Below are 17249 nucleotides of genomic sequence, written 5' to 3'. Positions count from 1 at the left end.
GGATCAGACCGGCTCGAACCGGTAGCCGTCCCATTCCTGGCTCTCGGGTTCCCGGATGCCGGCCCCGGGTTCGCGCAGTTCGTCGACGTACACCGGTTCGACCTCGTCGCCGGTTTCGATCTCGTCGCTCGTGGCCTGTCCGATCGCGCGGACCGGTTCGCCGTCCACGTCGAACTCGACGATCGCGAGCGTGTTCGGTTCCCGCACGCCCGGCGGCGTCGCCATGCTCGTCGTCCAGGTGACTACTTCCGCGGTGTACTCGCTCAGGTCTATCGTTTCCACCGGTTCCGAGCCGCCGGGGCCGCGCGGATGACCGGGGTAGCTGATCGACCCGTCCTCGTACCTGTAGGCTTCCATCGTCATTGTCCTGCCTCCATGATGGTCGTGATAACGCAGTTTCCGAAGCCGCCGACGTTACAAGAGAGTCCGACGTCCGCGTCGACCTGTCGCGGACCGGCCTCGCCGACCAGTTGTTCGTAGATTTCGACCCCCTGTGCGACGCCGCTGGCTCCGAGCGGATGGCCCTTGGACTTGAGCCCGCCGGAGGTGTTGATCGGGAGTTCACCGGTGTCGCGTTCGGTGTAGCCCTCCTCGACGAGTTTCCACGCTTCGCCCTGCTCTGCGAACCCGAGGCCCTCCATCTGCAGGAACTCGAGGATGGTGAACATGTCGTGGAGTTCGGCGACGTCGATATCGTCGGGGCCGTAGCCGCTCATCTCGTAGGCACCCTTCCCGCTCTCGACGACGCCGCCCATCACGGTCGGATCCTCGCGCTCGTGAACGACGTGGGTATCCGTCGCGCCGTCGATGCCCGAGACGACGACGTAGTCGTCTGCGTACTCCCGCGCGATGTCCTCGGGACAGAGCATGAGCGCCGCGGAGCCGTCCGTGATCGGGCAGAAGTCGTAGAGTCGCAGCGGGTCGGCGACGATCGGCGACTCGAGTGCGGTCTCCTCGTCGATCTCCTTCCGAAACTGCGCGTGGGGATTGTCCACGCCGTTCTTGTGGTTCTTGACGGCTACCTTCGCGAGACTGTCACGGGGCGCGTCAAAGCGCTCGAGGTAGTGACGCGCCGTCAGTCCCGCGAAGGAGGGGAGCGTGACGCCCGTCTTGTACTCGACCGGGTGGGTCAGCGACGCGATGACGTCGGTCGCTTCGCCGGTCGTCCGGTGCGTCATCTTCTCGCCGCCGACGAGCATGGTCATGTCACTGGCCCCGCTGGCGACGGACTGCCAGGCGGCGTAGATTCCCGCCCCGCCGCTGGAACTCGTCTGATCGACGCGCTGGGTGTAGGCCGGCATCGCGTCGAGGTCGTGGGCCAGGGCGTTCGGCACGCCGGTCTGTCCTTCGAACTCGCCGCTGGCCATGTTCGAGACGTACAGGTGCTCGACGTCCGCGGCGTCGACACCCGAATCCTCGAGACAGTCGATCCCGGCTTCCGCGAGGAGATCCATCACCCACTCTCCCTCGCGTTGCCCGAACTGGGTCATCGAGGCTCCGATGATTGCAACACGTTCCATATCCTACTGGACTTCGGTCAGCGATTTATAAGATGGGGTCTCGACAGCGTTCGTGGGAGTTCTAGCCGGAACCGAGTCCGCTCGAGCGACGGGCCTACGCGGATTCGGCGGCGGTCGTCCGCAACTCGGTCGCGCGCGACCGGGCCTGCTCGATAACCGCGGGGCGAGCCTCGAAGGAGACGACGACGTCCTCGTCGCCGTAGGTGACGTCGTCGACGTTCGCGTTGTCGTGGATCCACGAGACCACGCTCATCGTGTCGTCGGTCATCGGCAGGAGGAGGCGCTCTTCCTCCCAGGCCGGCAGTTCTCGGTCGATCCGATCGAGCAGGGCTTCGACGTTCGTTCCCTCCTTGCCGCTGACGGTGACCGGGTTCGGCGCGAGCGCCGAGAGGGCCTCGCGTTTCTCCGCGAGCACCTCGTCGTCGACCTTGTCGATCTTGTTCAACACCGTGACGATGGGCGCTTCGTTGCGCTCGTAGAGGGTGTCGTGGCAGGTGACGAGTTTCTCGTGGATCTCGTCGATCGGTTCGCTGACGTCGACGACGAGCAGGACGAGATCGGCCCGATAGACGGAGTCGAGCGTCGACTTGAACGACTCGACGAGCCAGTGGGGCAGGTCGCTGATGAACCCGACCGTGTCGGTTACCAGCACGTCTCGCGGTTCGATAGAGGCACGCCGGGTCGTCGTCCCCAGCGTCGTGAACAGCTTGTCCTGGGACTCGGCCGTCGCGTCGAGATCGGGGTGGAGACCCTCGTTCTCCTCGACGGTGAGGTCGTCGGCGAGCTGTCGCAGCAGCGTCGACTTGCCGGCGTTCGTGTAGCCCGCGAGCGCGACCAGATCGAAGCCGGAGTCGCGTCGGCGCTCCCGGCGGTGTTCCTCCGTTTGCTCGATCCGCTCGAGTTCGTCGTTGATCCGGCTGATCTGGTCTTTGATGTCCCGCTCGCGGCTCTCGTCGTACTCCCCCAGCCCCATGAAGCCGGGGTGTTCGTCCCGTTTGGCGAGGCTGGTCTTGGCCTCGGCGCGGGGCAGTTCGTACCGGAGTTCGGCCAGTTCGACCTGTAGCTGCGCCTTGCGCGTCTGGGCACGCTGGCCGAAGATCTCGAGGATCAGCGTGAACCGGTCGATAACTTCGACGCCGTCGGGCAGCAGTTGCCCGAGGTTGTAGGTCTGGTAGGGTCCGAGTCGGTTGTCGAAGATGACGGTCGTCGCCTCGGTGCCGGCAGCGACCTCGGCCAACTCCTCGGCTTTTCCTTCGCCGAGTTGGAGGGCGGCGTCGGCCCGCCGTGACTGGGTGACCTCTCCGACGACGGTGTAGCCCGCGGCCGTGGCGAGGTCGCGGATCTCACTCGTGTCGGGCGTTCCGGAATCGACGCGTTTGGCGATGATGGCTTTCATGCGGATGGCAAGTCGGTAGGGGTGGTCGGGCGGCGCTGCACGGCTGCTCGTGAGACGATGCACTCGTCGACCCGGCGAGTCGTCGCTCGCGTGCACTGGTCGCGCCGACGCTGGGATCGACGCGACAGGTGCCCAACCACGCTACGGATGCCGGCCGAACACCTCCGTTAGACGGACGATAGTCATAGCTACCCATACGCATCCGATCGTCTTGAATCCCGTGCACGATGCCGTCTTGCGGTTCGATCACGCCTCGACGGACGACGTCCCATACCACACCACTTCCGTGACGAACTTCGGGGCGACAGCCACTACTATCAGCTTCGCGGACAGTACGTCTATCACAACAGTCATTGTACCCGACTCGAATACGAAGCCGTGATGCTAAACGTCGATCCGACGACGCTCGGTCTCGAGTTCGGCGGTGGGGCGGTCATCGGGGCGGTACTGGGATTCGCCACGAAGCAGGTCGCGAAACTTCTCGCTATCGTCATCGGCGTCCAGTTGATGGCCTTCCGCTACCTCGAGTCACAGGAGATCGTAACCGTCGACTGGAATCGTCTCACGGCCGGCCTCGTCGAAACGCAGGACCACGCACAGGAGATCCACTGGCTCGAGTCGGTTTTCTCGATGGTGGCGATCGGCGGCGGGTTTACGAGCGGATTCCTGATCGGCTATCACCGCGGCTAGCGATCGGCCCCGCCTCATCGCGTCGGGTTTCGACCGACGCTCCCTCGGCTCATCGCGTCTTCAGATCGTCCTTGTCCTTGATGATCTCCGTCTCCGCGTTCCCGCTCGAGTGCTCGTTGACGACGTTGTAGAACTCGTTTTGCAACCCCGCGGGAAACGTCACGACGCCGATCCAGGAGCCGTCGGGCTGCCACTCCTCGCGCTCGAGTTCGCCGAACTGGCGGACCTGTGCCTGCGCGCTGCCGGCGTACTCGGCGGGGATCTGGGCCGCGATCGTCACTTCCTCGAACCGGATCGGAATCACCGGCCGCAGTGCATCCAGTGCGTCGTCGACCTGCTGTTGGACCGGTTCCATCGGATCGACGGTAAAACCGGCCTCCTCGAGCGCGTTCTCGATACGCTCGGGTGGATGCGGCGCGTTGTCCATCTGCGGGTTGACCGCGTTCCGCGTGATGGTGTCGATCAACTGTCTGCGCTTCTGTTCTTGCATCTCGCGGCGCTGGTCGGCCGTGATCTGGATCTCTCCCTCCTTGATCACTTCCGGGATGATTTCGAGCGGGTCGGTCGTGTCGAAGACCTTCTCGAGGTCGTCCTCGGCGGGGCGGTCGCCGCGGGAGGCGTCCTCGAAGACGTCTTCGGCGGCGATGACCCCCTCCAGGTCGCCGTCGAACTCGTCGCGTTTGATCGAAAGCGCCGCATCCGGGTCTACGAGCACTTCGAAGCGCGCCCCGTGTGACTCGAGTCGCGCCGTCACCGCCTCGTCGAGCGATATCATACCAGGGAGTACCCCCGGCCGCCTAAAAGAGCTTTTCCTGACGGCATCCGCCGCGATCGTCCGGCTTCGCGCGGGCCGATCGGTACGAAACCGCGAGGAGTGCCGCCGTCTCGATTACAGGTTGAACAGGCGCAATGCCACGGCCTTGGTCACAACTGGGCGGCTACCGTCGAAGGGTCACGCGAAAGCGTACTTGAACCCCGAGGAAACGCGCAACCTGAATATCCACTTCGTGGATTCCCGCGTTAACGAGACGCGACGCGTCTCGTTCGCACACCAGAACGCGGAGCGTTCTGGAGACGTCTTTAGGCGCGGGAGGATGTCAATTACTCTTCGGGTTCCTCGTCCTCACCGTCGTCGAGGAGTTCGTTCTCCTCGAGGTGGGACTCGATCGTGTCGTGGTCGAACTGCTCGAAGGATTCGCTCTCGACGTCGATCGTCGCGAGGCCGACTTCGTTGGGCAGCAGCGAGCCCTCGTTGACTGACGCGAGCGCGTCGAGTGCGAGCGCGATGCCGCCGTCGAGGTCGGATTCCTCGTCGTAGTTCTCCTCGAGATACTCCTGGAGTTCGCCGCGGTCCGAGCCAACGGCGAGGGCCTTCCACTCGTACGGGGTGCCCGACGGGTCGGTCTCGAACAGGCGCGGTTCGCCGTTGTCGATACCGCCGACGATCAGCGCGACGCCGAACGGGCGGGCACCGCCGACCTGCGTGTACTGCTGGATGTGGTCGGTGACTTCCTTGGTCAGCGTCTCGACGCCGATCGGCTCGCCGTATCGGAGCTGGTTGACCTGCGTCTGGCGGCGGGCGAAGTCGATCAGTTGGCGGGCGTCGGCCACGTGGCCGGCGCTCGCGATCCCGACGTGGTTGTCGGCCTTGTGAATCTTCTCGACGCTCGAGTCCTCGAGCAGCGGGGAGGGGACTCGCTTGTCGACGGCGAGGACGACGCCGTCCTTCGTTCGGACGCCGATACTCGCTGTTCCTCGTTTGACAGCCTCGCGGGCGTACTCGACCTGGTAGAGTCGGCCGTCCGGCGAGAAGATCGTGATGCCTCGGTCGTATGCCTGCTGTTGTTGTTGTCCCTGCATAGTCTCACGCTAAATCGTAATCGAGGTCTGTCGCGCCCGTGAACGCCTCATCGACTCGCACGTCTGCACCGCATTCCCGCAGGACGGCGACTCGCTCCTCGTTCCCGAACACGACGTTTCTCTCTTCCGAATCTTGCCGGCGTTTACCTAAATAGTTTTCTTCAGCGGCACGGATCGTACCACTGATACCGCGGAGCCGAATTCCGACCGGAGAGCCGTCGATACGGTCGATACAGGCGACGGCCGCGCGAGCCGGTTCGGTTTCGCCGCGGCGGACTCGAACGATCGCTTTGCCGGTTCCGCCGTCGAAATCGAATCTGACGACCGTCATATCGGCGCGAGCGCTGCCCGGATCGCCCAGCAGGTTCTGGGCCGCGTACCAGCACTCGCGCTGGAACGCGCGCCGGTCGATCGACGCGTCGGGCCAGCTCTCGAGTTCGACGGCGAGATACCGCCAGCGCGGCTGGAGGTGTTTCGGGAGGTGCTTCATTCGTCGCCGGCGCCGTCGGTGGCGTCACCGTCCACCTCGTCGGCCACCGTCCCCGTCGCGGTCGGCGTTCGTTCTGCGACCAGTACCCCGACCTGATCGTGGACCCGCTCGACGGCGGTCAGCGAGAAGCCCGCGTCGGTGAAGGCGTCCGCGAGGACGCCGACGGTCGCCGGATCGTCCACGTCGGGGGAGTAGAACGGCGCCTCGGGATCGGGTTCGCCGAAGAACATCACGTCCCCGAGGACGAATTTCCGGGGCTCGAGCCCGGCGATGACCTCGATCGCCTCGCGTTTTTCCTCGTCCGAGAGGTGGTGGAGCGCGAAGTTCGAGGTGACGACGTCGATGTCGTCGTCGTAATCCGGCTCTCGGAAGGTTCCGCGGCCGAACTCGAGGTTCTCGAGCCCCTCCTCCTCGGCTTTCGCTTCGGCTTCGGCCATCATGCCCTTGCTGATGTCGCGGCCGACGACGCGGTCCGCGTCGGGCGCGAGTGCGAGCGCGATGGCACCCGTCCCCGTTCCGAGGTCGAGGATAATGTCGTCTTCCTCGGGGGCGGCGTGTTCGATCACGAGGTTCGCACAGGCGCGGTACTCGTCGGACTTCGACTCGTCGTACTCGCCGGCTTTCTCGTCGAATCGAGCGGCGTGGTCCTCAAGGCTCTTCTTCATATCTCCCTCGTTCGACCCCGGGCTCAATGAACGACTCGGACTGGATCTCTCGATTGCGCTCGGCCAACCGGCCCCACTCCGCGAGCCCGTCCTCGACGAACTCGCTCGAGAACCCGAGTTGCTCTCCCACGGCGATCAGTTCTCGGGGCGCGCGCAACTCGAGGTGCGAGGTGGGGTCCGCGCTCACGACGTAGGGCGCGTCGTAGTAGTCGACGATCTCCTCGAGTTTGCGCAGCGACTGGACGACCCTGACCCGACGGCCGCCGCTCTTTCGGAGGACGCCCGAGAGGTTGAACTCGAGGCGGACGCCGTTCTCGACGGCGGCTTTCACGAGGACGTGATTGATGTCGCCGCGGTCGGTCATCGGATGGGCGAGGATGTCGATCTTGTCGTTCTCGACCGCGAACCGATTCATATCGTTCGTCCCGCCGTGTAGCGCGACGATGGTCTGATCGGTGCGATAGTTGCCGACGGAGCCACCGGCCTGCTGGGGGCTGTCGGCTCGGATCTCGACGCCCTCCACGACGTCGATGTCGTACTCCTCGCGGATCGCCGCCGCGTCGTACTCCGCCCGCGAGTCGTGGTGGTTGCGCACGACCACGCCCTCGAAGCCGTAGTCGGCCGCCGTCTTCGCGAGTCTGGCGACCGTGCTCTCTCCGTCGGGATGGGCGTGGACGGCCTCGTACATACTCGAGTCGTCTCACGGCGGCGACTTGGGGTTTGCGCCATCTACCGAACAGAAATTCGTGGCCGGGAGCACGCTCGCCGGAACCCGGCGAGCGTGCGACCCGGGGGAGGGCAGGCCGTCACCCGACGCTCACCGCGAGCGAACGTAGTGAGCGAGCGGGCCGACGACTGATGTGAGTAGCGCGGCGCGTAGCGCCGCGGAAAGCGAACGGCGAAGCCGTGAGCCGAGCGAGAGTGCGACGCGAAGCGTCGCTATCGAGCGAGAGAACGGAAGGAGGAGTGCTTTTGATCGAAATTTTACCGAGTGCCAGCGCGCTGTGCGGCAGCTACGCTGCCGTCAGCGCGAAACAAACGCAGAGTGAAATTTCGTTTGTCCTAGTTGAGAATCGACTGCGCCACCGTCGCGAGCTGACCGTTGTCGGCCTCGCGGAGTCGGTCGTCGCCGATCTTGAGTCGGAGTCGCGGCCGGCCGACGTCGATCGGGACCTTCTCGGTGTCGATGAGGCCCATATCCTCGAGTTTGGTCTTCGTTCGGCTGAACGTGGCCTTGGACGCGATGCCGACGTCCTCGCCCCACTTGCTGATGTCGTACAGCAGCGCTTCGTTCTTGGCGGCGACGAGCAGCGAAATCGTCACTTCGTCGAGACCGTCGCCGTCGCCGCGGGCGGTCTCGAGCGAGTCGAGGATCGCCGTGAAGTCCGCCTCGGCGTCGGGACTGATCTCGTCGGAGAGGGTCTCGCGAACGGCCGTAATCGGCGGCGTCCGGAGGTTGAACTGGGAGGCGTCGTCCCAGCGGGCTGCGTAGGTATCGAATGTGTCCTCGACGAAACTGTCGTCGTCGGTGACGAGGCCGCCGACGCGGTCGCCGGCGTGGACGACGGCGATGACGCGCTCGTCGGTCACGAGCAGCGAGTTCTCGGGCGCCTCCTCGAGTGTGCGGAGTGCGAGCGCGTCCTCGCTGATGAGGTCGGCGGCGTTCGAGGCGACGATGAAGTCGTCCATTACGTCCTTCAGGGTGCGCTCGTCGGCGAGCATGTGTACCGACGGCAGGTCGCCGTCGAACGCGGTCGCGACTGAAACGAACTCTTCGATCGCATCCGCCGACGGGTTGACCATGTAAACGTCCCCCGACGCGTCCTCGAGGATGGATTCGAGGATATCGTCAATCTGGTGGTTGAGTAAATTCGAGGTCATGTCTATACAGAAGTAAGCGTTTGCGAAGCACTTAATTTTGTTGGCCGATTCGTCGCTACAACTTGAACTCTGTCGAGGTTCGCGGTAGGATTTGTCGATTCTTCCATCGATTTTTCAGCGGGCTTTCAAGATTCAATGACGATCGCGTAACAAGATCGCGGGCGGGTCGTGCGGTGGGCGGTCGGTTCGATCGACCGATCGGGACGCTCTCGGACCGACGCCGATCTCGAACGAACGGTCGGCGGTGTCGCTCGGTTCAGGGACCGCTGTACGTACTGACCCGGTTGAGAATATCGAGGTCTCCCACCAGCGATGCCGCGGCCATAGCTGCATCGTACAGTGCGGTACTGGTCTCGAGTATGAGCATTGGTTCCATACGGTACCACGGTACACACAACTCTATTTAAACATATCGAGGGGTTTAGATAACTGCATCGAACCGTAACTGAATCGGGACCGCTTCGAGTCACCAGCTGGAGGCGGTCCGACGACGAGCTTCGAGTTACCAGCTGGAAGCGGCCCGCCGACGAGCTTCGAGTCACCAGCTGGAAGCGGCCCGACGACGATCGACAGAAATCGATCAGTTACCGCGACACTGCCGATGCGTTCGCTATCGCGGGATAGAGACGTCGATTCCCCCGGTGAACACACGGCCGTCGTCGACTCGAGGATACGTTCTCGAACGCGGCGGTAAAATGAGGGTGAGTCCGGCGGTTACTGATCCAACATGCATATAAATATGTCGGCCAAAGACGGTTGCATGCGTGACACGTACAACCGTTCTCGAGACGTGACGGTCGACGGAGTTGACCAGTCGTCGCAGTCGGAGATACTACGGTCGAAACGAGTCACGACCTACAGCGGGCCCTAGTCAGCGGTCGAATCGGTCTGCGAGTTCTTTCGACCAGTAGAGATCACCGTCGTAGATGACCGACGCGTCGGTTTCGTGGAGCAAGGAGTGTACTCCGGACGCGGAGAGCGTGAAGTTCGACGTCCCGCCGCAGAGATACGCGTACTCGTTATCTTCGGTGTGCGGGAAGTAGTACGAGCCGGTGACGCGCGTCGAGTAGCAGTCGAACGTGGCCAGATACTGGTCGGTCTCGTTGTCAAGTTGCTCGAGCGTGATGGTGATCGGAAGCTGGTGTTCGCCCTGGATGAGCGAGTGGGTTCCGTCGCCGACGACGGCGTAGTCTTTCCCCATCATGATACGCCGGCGTGCGAGCCCCATCGCGCGCTCGATACTGAACCCGTGGACGAGCAGTTTGGCGAACGTCGAGCCGACCTTGATCGCGTGGTCGTTCAACACCTTCGTGAACGTGACCGCCCCGGCGACGCTGCCCTTCTCGATCAGTCCCATCCCCTCGTAGTAGGAGCCACACGCGTTGAGGAAGAACGTCTGGGCGTTACTGCGACGCAGGGAGTCGGTCGAGAGATAGCCGTCCGGACAGCGCAGTCCGTCGGTCTCGCAGTGGCCGATGTAGTGGACGAAGTCGTGCTCGTCCTCGAAGACGCGAGCGAGTTCGGCCGTCGTGAGCGACTCCTCGACCGTTACGTCCATCGTCAGCTCCTCGGAGCGCTGGCGGTAGATTCTGGCGACGTCGTCGTGCTCTCCGGCCATCTCCGGATCGTTCAGGACGACACAGATCGAGGTCGAATCGCTCGAGCGCTCGATGAAGTCGAGTCGGTTGTGGTAGGCGTCGAGCGTCGTTTTGAAGACGTCGATGGGGACGCCGTCCGCCAGCCAGCCGTGGACCCGCCCGTTCCGGAGTTCGGGTTTGACGATGTCTACCGACGCGATTTTGCCGGCGCTCGCTCTATCGAGCGGGGCCGGTTCGGGACCGGAGCCGCGAGCGCCGCCGCGGTAGAAGTCCTCCAGCGACCGTTCGACCAGTTCCCGCCCCTCGAGTTCGGAGGTACGGGGGGTGTAGATCATGCTCAGCCGGTCGAGCAGGAAAGGGAGCGACTCGACGCTCTCGTACGTCGGCGAGACGTACGTCGAGAGGTGCCAGTCGGGGAGTCGGTGTTCGATCGCGGCGTAGGGGACGTCGAGATAGGTCGCGAGTCGCTCCTGTGGGCTCGCTTCGTAGAGTTCGTCGGCATCAAGACCGAGCACCTCGAGGACGCTCTGTTCCGCCAGAGCCGTCCCGTACGGCCCGCTGTTGCGCACGAGACAGTCGAGGAAGAACGTCTTGCGTAGCAGGCGCTCGACGTCGGACTCGAGTCCGGGCATCGGCGAGAGGCGTTTTTCGACCGCGAACTCCGGAACCCGGAGTGTCGGACGAACGGGCTCGGTTCCGCGGCGATCGCTGGTCCGGACGGTCGCCTGGAGGTAGTAGGCCAGCGGGGCGGTCACGAACAGCGACTCGTACTCCGGCGGCACGACCAGTTCGATGCCGGATCCGGAGAAGTCCTCGCGAATGCAGTCGGGTATCTCGAGGGAGTCGCCACACTCGAGGCGCGAGGGGTGGCCGCGGAGGGTCGGATAGGTTCGGTCCGGTCCGTCCGTCTTGTGCGAGGAGGCGAGATGCGAGATTCCCGCTGCGATTCCGTCCGGCGTGTCCGGGACGGTAATCGTGCCTGCGGGGAGTTCGTGGTGGCTTCGAAAGCCGACGACGACGCGGATACGATCCGGAAACGTGACGACGGTCTCCTCGAAGCCGTCGGTCTTTTCGATCGTCGCCGAGCCGGAAAAGCGGAGATAGGTCTTGATCTCGGTGTCGATGTCGACGACGTACTCGCCGGGCGGAAGCGAGAGCGGTGAGCCGTCGGGATCGAGTTCGTGTTGTTCGTCGGACCCGAGCGAGAACGCGTAGGCGACGGCGTGGGGAAATCGGAGTTCGTCCGTCGTCACGACGACTGTCTCGTCGACCGGGCGCTGGATATCGGGACCGGGACCATCGACGGCGAGTTCGCCACCGTGAACCGACAACTCGGTGTTATCGGCGTCGGTCACACGGAGCGTCCCGTCGTCCATCGCCCACTCTATCATTCGGTACGCTGAATGTTCCTCCGGAAAGTTAGTTGTATCGGGTGCCCGAAAAACGAGTGTGCGACCGCTCGTTTCCAGCACTGCCGAAACTCGTCGGTTCGGGGCTGGCGTCGACCGTCTCGATCTTCGTCGATGTACCGTCGATACGCCGCTCGAGACGCGGCGAGTAGTGGCTCCACTTGCCGAAGACGGGTACACTTATGCGGACGCCAGACCGCACATCGAACATGGAACACGAGCACGTCCGGGACGTCGATCCCGCCGTCGCCGATGCACTCGAGGGAGAGGTAGATCGCCAGCGGAACTCGCTCCAGATGATCGCCAGCGAGAACCACGCCAGCGAGGCGGTCATCGACGCCCAGGGCAGCGCGCTGACGAACAAGTACGCGGAGGGCTATCCCGACTCGCGCTACTACGGCGGCTGTGAGTACGCCGACGAGGTCGAACAGCTCGCCATCGACCGCGCGAAAGAGCTCTTCGGCGCCGAGCACGTCAACGTCCAGCCCCACTCGGGCACGCAGGCCAATCAGGCCGTCTACTTCGCGATGCTCGAGCCCGGCGACAAGATTCTCTCGCTGGACCTGACCCACGGCGGTCACCTGAGCCACGGTCATCCGGCGAACTTCGTCGGCCAGCTCTACGACGTCGAGCAGTACGAGGTCGACCCCGAGACGGGCTACCTCGACTACGAAGGGCTGGCCGAGCAGGCCGAGGAGTTCGAACCCGACGTCATCGTCTCGGGCTACTCCGCGTACCCGCGCGAGATCGAGTGGGGGCGCATCCAGGAGGCCGCCGACAGCGTCGACGCGCTTCACCTCGCCGACATCGCTCACATCACGGGTCTCGTCGCCGCCGGCGTCCACGACTCGCCGGTCGGTACTGCCGACTTCGTCACCGGCTCGACCCACAAGACCATCCGCTCCGGTCGCGGCGGCATCGTCATGTGCGACGAGGAGTACGCCGACGACATCGATTCGGCGGTCTTCCCGGGCGGGCAGGGCGGTCCCCTCATGCACAACGTCGCCGGCAAGGCCGTCGGCTTCAAGGAAGCGCTCGAGCCAGAGTTCGAAGACTACGCCTCCCAGACGATCGCGAACGCGAAAGCGCTCGGCGAGAGCCTCGTCGACAACGGATTCTCGCTGGTCTCCGACGGCACGGACAACCACCTCGTGCTCGTCGACCTCCGGGAGAGCCACCCCGACACGTCCGGCGGCGACGCTGAAGAGGCGCTCGAGGACGCCGGCATCGTCCTCAACGGGAACACGGTCCCCGGCGAGACGCGCTCGGCGTTCGACCCCTCGGGCATCCGCGCCGGCACGCCCGCGCTGACCACCCGCGGCTTCGACGAGGACGACTGCCGCGCGGTGGGCGACCTGATCGCCCGCGTCATCGACGCGCCGGAAGACGAGTCGGTCATCGGCGAGGTCCGCGAGGAAGTCCAGTCGCTGTGTGACGAGAACCCGCTGTACGAGTAGAATTCGGCGTTACTGCTCCGCTAGGCACTCGAGTCTCGTTTTTCGGATGACGGTCGGAACACTCAGGCACAACGCCGACAGTGGTGTACGGTAACATTCAACGTGAGGGTGTTCCGACACGATTGGGATGACGACACACCACCGTCGAGTCGAACCGACTCACGACCGACCGAAACGGACTCAGTTCACCCATGACCGACGAATCCAGGCCGGACGACCCGGAACGACCGCCGCACGACGAACAGGAACGCACCGAGGACGAGACTGATTCCGACGCCGAACCGGTCGACGCGGACGACGACTCGAGCGACGACGAGGCGGCCCCACAGCAGGAACGGGAGCGGCGTCGCGGCGGCGGAGAACCCGTCGAACCGGAGGAAGACGCGTAAGTGGTCGGCGATAGCGAGGGCCCTCGAGCGACCCGTACGGTATCGCACCGGAATATGCACGCAGTGGTTTTGCCGTCACCCTGCGCGTCCGCGGTATCTGCTGTCGACTGGTTGGTGGGTGGATCGGCGGGCCGTTCGCTCGCCGATCGGAACGACGGGCCCGCTCTCGGCCGCTCCCGTCGGCCCTGCCACTCGCCGGCACGCGGCTTTTGCTTCGGCTCGCCGTAGCGCCGTCGATGTCGATCAACCCGACCGGAACGATTCTGGACGACGAGCGGCTGCTCGAGCTCCGGGAGACCGAAACCACGGCGGCCTCCGAACTCGCCCTCGAGTTGACGCCGGTCGCCGAGTTCATGGACGCCGAGAGCGGTGACCACGTCGACTGGGGGATCGACGAGTACGAGGACGAGCCGATGCTCGTCGTCAGCGGGATTCCGGACGAGCAGACGGCCGACGCGCCGTATCCCAGACAGCTTCGCGAGGAGGACGGCGAAATCGTCGCCCCGGTCCCCGATCCGCTGGTGCGGGCCGAACCGCCCGAGGGACTGGGGCTCGACCTCGATACCTACGACGCCGCCCGACCGCTGCTGTTCGACGCGATTACGGCCGCCGAGACGATCGGTTTCGTCCCGGTTCGGTTCGACGACGGCGAACCCTACCGCGCCGAACCGCTCCCGGGCGTGGCCGACGACAGCGATCCCGTCGCCGAGGAGACCATCGCCCGCGAGCGCGAGGGCGATCCCACGCCGCGCCCCGAGACGATGGACGCACCGATCGATCCCGTGGTCTTCGACGGCGTGATGGCCGACGTGGCGAACGACATCCCCGAATCGGCCGTCGTCGGGATTCTCGAGGCCATCGAGACCCACGGCCTCGTCGGCACCGGTGAACACGTCGCCGGGAAACCGCCGCTGTCGGTCGACGACCGGGCGGTCGTCCTGCTCGAGGCTGACGCGTGGACGGACCGTCTGGGATCTGAACTCGAGGCGAACGACGTGACCGTCGACGCGGACGCACTCGAGGCGGCCCGAGAGGTTCACGAGCGACAGGCGACCCGGTTGCTCGACGCCGTCGAGACGGACGAGTACACCGACCTCGAGGCGGCGTACGAGGCCGTCGTCACGGCCGAACGCGACACCGACGAGTGGGAGGTCTCGGAGCCGGGCACGGCCGATCGACGCTAACGGATTCGACCGGGTCGAAAAGACGGCATTCGAGAGCGGGGCGCGTCATACGGTCTGTTGTAAGTCATTTCCGGAGCAACCGCGAGCCGGCCTGCGGTTGCTCCGGTAAATCGGTACAGCAGACCGTATCAGTCGCTACCGTCACTGTCGCCGTCGATCGCCTCGTGTTTGTGTAACAGCGACATCTTGTCCCGCAGGTCCTCGCCGTCCGTGTCGTACGTTCGGATCCGGTAGACGTACAGCAGCGAGACCAGCAGGATCCAGCCGAACTGGAGTCCGAGTGCGGACGGCGCGCCCAGTGCGACGAACACCATGAACACGGCCGAGACGACGGTGTTGCCGACGGCGACGACCTTGAGCAGCGGCAACGGGAGCCTGTAGAACGAGTACTCGTACCGATCGGGGAAGATCTTCGGGAGGTTCCACAGTGCGACGCCGCTGATCATGAAACTGATGAAGATTCCGGTGACGGTAACGGTGACGAGCCAGTCGATGACGTCGACGGCGATGATCCCGTCGAAGGAACCGGTAAACGGCGCGAAGAGCAGCGGCGGGAGTGCGAGTAACAACAGCGCGCGGTTCGGCGTGCCGAACCGGTCGTCGATTCCCGCGAAGTAGCCGGGGATGACGTCGTCTCGAGCCGCACGCATGATCGTTCGCGAGTAGGAGGTGTACAGGGTGTTCGTCGTCGTGGCAGCCGCGATGAGCGCCCCGGCGGCGACGAACGCGATGGCCCAGCCGGGCATGATCCCTTCGGCGACGGCCGCGAGACCGCCCTCCACGGCTTCACCGTCCGCACCGATGATCGACTCCCACGGCACCGCGCCGACCAGCGCCACGACGACGCCGATCGTCAGGATCGCGACGAGCGTCATCCCGGCGGCCAGTACGCGCAGGATGTTCTTCGCCGGGTTCTCGAGTTCTTCACCGATCTCGATGATCATCGCGAAGCCCTGGAACGGAATGTACAGGGTCACGGCAGCCAGGAAGAACGGCGCGTAGCCGTCAGCGAACGGTTCACCCTTCCCCGACGGGAACAGCGGGTCGAAGTTCGCCGCGTCGAAGGAGGTGAAGCCGCCGACGATGAACGTGATCATCGCCGCCATCAGCAGGCAGACGAGGACGATCTGGATGTTCGCAGCCAGTCGAACGCCGACGTAGTTGAACGCCAGAAAGGCGCCGAGCAGGAGGTATACCGAGACCAGCGTGGGTAAGTCGGCGAAGACGGGAACGTACTCGGCGAAGCCGAGTGCCGCGAACAGGAGGTACGCCCACACCGACATGACCGGAACCGCAACCCCCAGAAACCCCCAGTAGGGACCGACGAGCCGCGAGGCGTAGACGTAGGCCCCACCGGCGACCGGAATCGCCCCGCCGAGTTGTAACAGCAACAGAATGCCGAGTACCATCGGTACGATAGCGAGCAGTATCGCGACGACGATACTCGGTCCCGCGGTGGCCGCCATTTGCGTCGGCACGATGAAAATGCTCATCCCCACCGCCGTCCCGATGAGTAGCGCGACTGCGGCAATCGGTCCAACTTTCTCGTTGATCAGCTTGAATTCGTCCCCCGACATCGATTGTACGTTACAGCATGACACCCATGCCTTCTTTAAAATGGTTGTTGGTGCTGAATCCGTTCGCCGTATCTGTCCGGCACACAACTACTCACGACCCGTGACCGTATCCTTCTCGGTGATCCGACCGGCAAATTACCGTCAGACGGGACACTGTTTGTCGAGACGGCTTCGAGCGTCGGCTTCGAACCGTCCGGATTACGCACCTTTTTGTGGCCTATCACGTTCCCTGTTAGCATGACTGACGACGCGGCGACGACACTGTATCGAACGAGAACTGCGACCGTGACGACCGATCGCGGGGAGGGACAGCCGGTCGTGTTCGCTCACGGCACGCTGATGGATCGCGAGATGTTCCGGCCGCAACTCGAGGCGCTCGCTCCCGACTACCGGGCGGTCGCGTACGACCTCCGCGCACGAACGGACCAGTACGCCCCGGCGTACGATCTCTCGGATCTGGTCGCCGACTGCGACGCGCTACTCGACGGAATCGGCGAGGAGAGCGCCGTCATCGGCGGGATGTCGATGGGCGGGTTCGTGGCGTTGCGCTTCGCGCTCGAGTACCCCGAGCGAGTCGACGGGCTGATCCTGCTCGATTCGATGGCGACACCGCACACGCCCGAAGAGCGGGAGACGTACGGCCAACTCGTCGCACCGCTCGAGGGGTCGACCGATCCGAATCCGCGATCGCTGGCGGAAGGCGTGACCGGCTACCTCTTCGGCGAGACGACCCGCGAAGAGAATCCCGAACTCGTCGAGGAGTGGGTGGACCGGTGGGCGACCTACCCCGGCGCGGCAGTGTACAACGAACTGCACTCGTGGCTCGAGCGGCCGGACGTCACGGACCGGCTCGCGGAGATCGACGTCCCCGTCCTCGTCGTCCACGGGGAGGAGGACCCGTCGATCGCCCCCTCGCGAGCCGAACCGATGCTCGAGGAACTCCCGGACGCCCGCATGGAGCGGATCCCGGAGGCGGGGCACACGTCGAACCTCGAGCGACCGGAGCCGGTCAACGAGGCGATTCGATCGTTCCTCGACGAGCGGTTCTGACCGAGAAGTGTATCCACGTTCGTGATCATTTAGAGCTCACCGGCCCCGATTCTGGGCACGAACCCGAGGGTTGAATAGCCTCG

The 17249-nt window shown here is 64.5% G+C and carries 16 protein-coding genes; 5 read left to right on the top strand and 11 right to left on the bottom strand.

The genetic code is table 11. From position 1 onward, the window contains the following. Positions 1-3: 3 nt before the first annotated feature. The 3 genes from ACSFC7_RS14390 to hflX all read right to left on the bottom strand — a co-directional run bounded on the left by ACSFC7_RS14390 (position 4) and on the right by hflX (position 2916). Complete coding sequence (locus ACSFC7_RS14390) at positions 4-363, bottom strand: nucleic acid-binding protein (RefSeq protein ID WP_436343520.1); 360 nt, start codon at positions 361-363, stop codon at positions 4-6. Next, positions 360-1520: a thiolase C-terminal domain-containing protein gene (locus tag ACSFC7_RS14385; protein ID WP_436343519.1), complete on the bottom strand. Its 1161-nt coding sequence runs from the start codon at positions 1518-1520 to the stop codon at positions 360-362. Before ACSFC7_RS14385 ends, ACSFC7_RS14390 begins: the two co-directional genes overlap by 4 nt. Positions 1521-1614: 94 nt before the next feature. Beyond that, on the bottom strand, positions 1615-2916 hold the full coding sequence (hflX, locus tag ACSFC7_RS14380; RefSeq protein WP_436343518.1) for a GTPase HflX: 1302 nt from the start codon (positions 2914-2916) through the stop codon (positions 1615-1617). 381 nt (positions 2917-3297) lie between these two features. Here hflX and ACSFC7_RS14375 point away from each other — a divergent pair, with 381 nt between their 5' ends. Next, entirely contained in the window at positions 3298-3606 is a 309-nt protein-coding gene (locus tag ACSFC7_RS14375; protein ID WP_436347963.1) for an FUN14 domain-containing protein, read from the top strand. A gap of 49 nt (positions 3607-3655) precedes the next feature. Here ACSFC7_RS14375 and ACSFC7_RS14370 read toward each other — a convergent pair whose 3' ends face one another. The 7 genes from ACSFC7_RS14370 to ACSFC7_RS14340 form a co-directional block, all read right to left on the bottom strand. Then, positions 3656-4381 carry a ribosome assembly factor SBDS gene (locus ACSFC7_RS14370; RefSeq protein WP_436343517.1) on the bottom strand — a complete coding sequence of 242 codons (726 nt, stop codon included), beginning with the start codon at positions 4379-4381 and terminating at the stop codon, positions 3656-3658. Between the two features lie 326 nt (positions 4382-4707). Then, positions 4708-5466, bottom strand: a complete 759-nt coding sequence (gene psmA / locus ACSFC7_RS14365; RefSeq protein ID WP_436343516.1) for an archaeal proteasome endopeptidase complex subunit alpha — start codon at positions 5464-5466, stop codon at positions 4708-4710. Positions 5467-5470: 4 nt separating this feature from the next. Beyond that, entirely contained in the window at positions 5471-5956 is a 486-nt protein-coding gene (locus tag ACSFC7_RS14360; protein WP_436343515.1) for an Rpp14/Pop5 family protein, read from the bottom strand. Then, complete coding sequence (locus ACSFC7_RS14355) at positions 5953-6621, bottom strand: class I SAM-dependent methyltransferase (protein WP_436343514.1); 669 nt, start codon at positions 6619-6621, stop codon at positions 5953-5955. Before ACSFC7_RS14355 ends, ACSFC7_RS14360 begins: the two co-directional genes overlap by 4 nt. Continuing rightward, complete coding sequence (locus ACSFC7_RS14350) at positions 6605-7309, bottom strand: RNase P subunit p30 family protein (RefSeq protein WP_436343513.1); 705 nt, start codon at positions 7307-7309, stop codon at positions 6605-6607. Before ACSFC7_RS14350 ends, ACSFC7_RS14355 begins: the two co-directional genes overlap by 17 nt. 374 nt (positions 7310-7683) lie before the next feature. Further along, positions 7684-8502: a transcriptional regulator TbsP gene (gene tbsP / locus ACSFC7_RS14345; RefSeq protein ID WP_436343512.1), complete on the bottom strand. Its 819-nt coding sequence runs from the start codon at positions 8500-8502 to the stop codon at positions 7684-7686. Between the two features lie 871 nt (positions 8503-9373). Then, positions 9374-11491 (bottom strand): hypothetical protein, encoded by a 2118-nt coding sequence (locus ACSFC7_RS14340; protein ID WP_436343511.1) that lies wholly within the window; start codon positions 11489-11491, stop codon positions 9374-9376. Positions 11492-11718: 227 nt separating this feature from the next. Between ACSFC7_RS14340 and glyA the strand changes: the two genes are divergently transcribed. The 3 genes from glyA (at position 11719) to ACSFC7_RS14325 (ending at position 14539) form a co-directional block, all read left to right on the top strand. Then, positions 11719-12966 carry a serine hydroxymethyltransferase gene (gene glyA / locus ACSFC7_RS14335; RefSeq protein ID WP_436343510.1) on the top strand — a complete coding sequence of 416 codons (1248 nt, stop codon included), beginning with the start codon at positions 11719-11721 and terminating at the stop codon, positions 12964-12966. Positions 12967-13157: 191 nt separating this feature from the next. Continuing rightward, positions 13158-13355 (top strand): hypothetical protein, encoded by a 198-nt coding sequence (locus ACSFC7_RS14330; RefSeq protein WP_436343509.1) that lies wholly within the window; start codon positions 13158-13160, stop codon positions 13353-13355. A gap of 236 nt (positions 13356-13591) precedes the next feature. Further along, entirely contained in the window at positions 13592-14539 is a 948-nt protein-coding gene (locus tag ACSFC7_RS14325; protein ID WP_436343508.1) for a hypothetical protein, read from the top strand. A gap of 128 nt (positions 14540-14667) precedes the next feature. Here ACSFC7_RS14325 and ACSFC7_RS14320 read toward each other — a convergent pair whose 3' ends face one another. Beyond that, positions 14668-16116: an APC family permease gene (locus tag ACSFC7_RS14320; protein WP_436343507.1), complete on the bottom strand. Its 1449-nt coding sequence runs from the start codon at positions 16114-16116 to the stop codon at positions 14668-14670. A 237-nt stretch (positions 16117-16353) separates the two neighbouring features. Here ACSFC7_RS14320 and ACSFC7_RS14315 point away from each other — a divergent pair, with 237 nt between their 5' ends. After that, positions 16354-17166 carry an alpha/beta fold hydrolase gene (locus tag ACSFC7_RS14315; protein WP_436343506.1) on the top strand — a complete coding sequence of 271 codons (813 nt, stop codon included), beginning with the start codon at positions 16354-16356 and terminating at the stop codon, positions 17164-17166. The last annotated feature ends 83 nt before the right edge of the window (positions 17167-17249 follow it).

Source organism: Natronorubrum halobium (assembly GCF_051351675.1).
Classification (GTDB): Archaea; Halobacteriota; Halobacteria; order Halobacteriales; family Natrialbaceae; genus Natronorubrum.
This window is presented reverse-complemented; position numbering and strand designations above follow the sequence as displayed.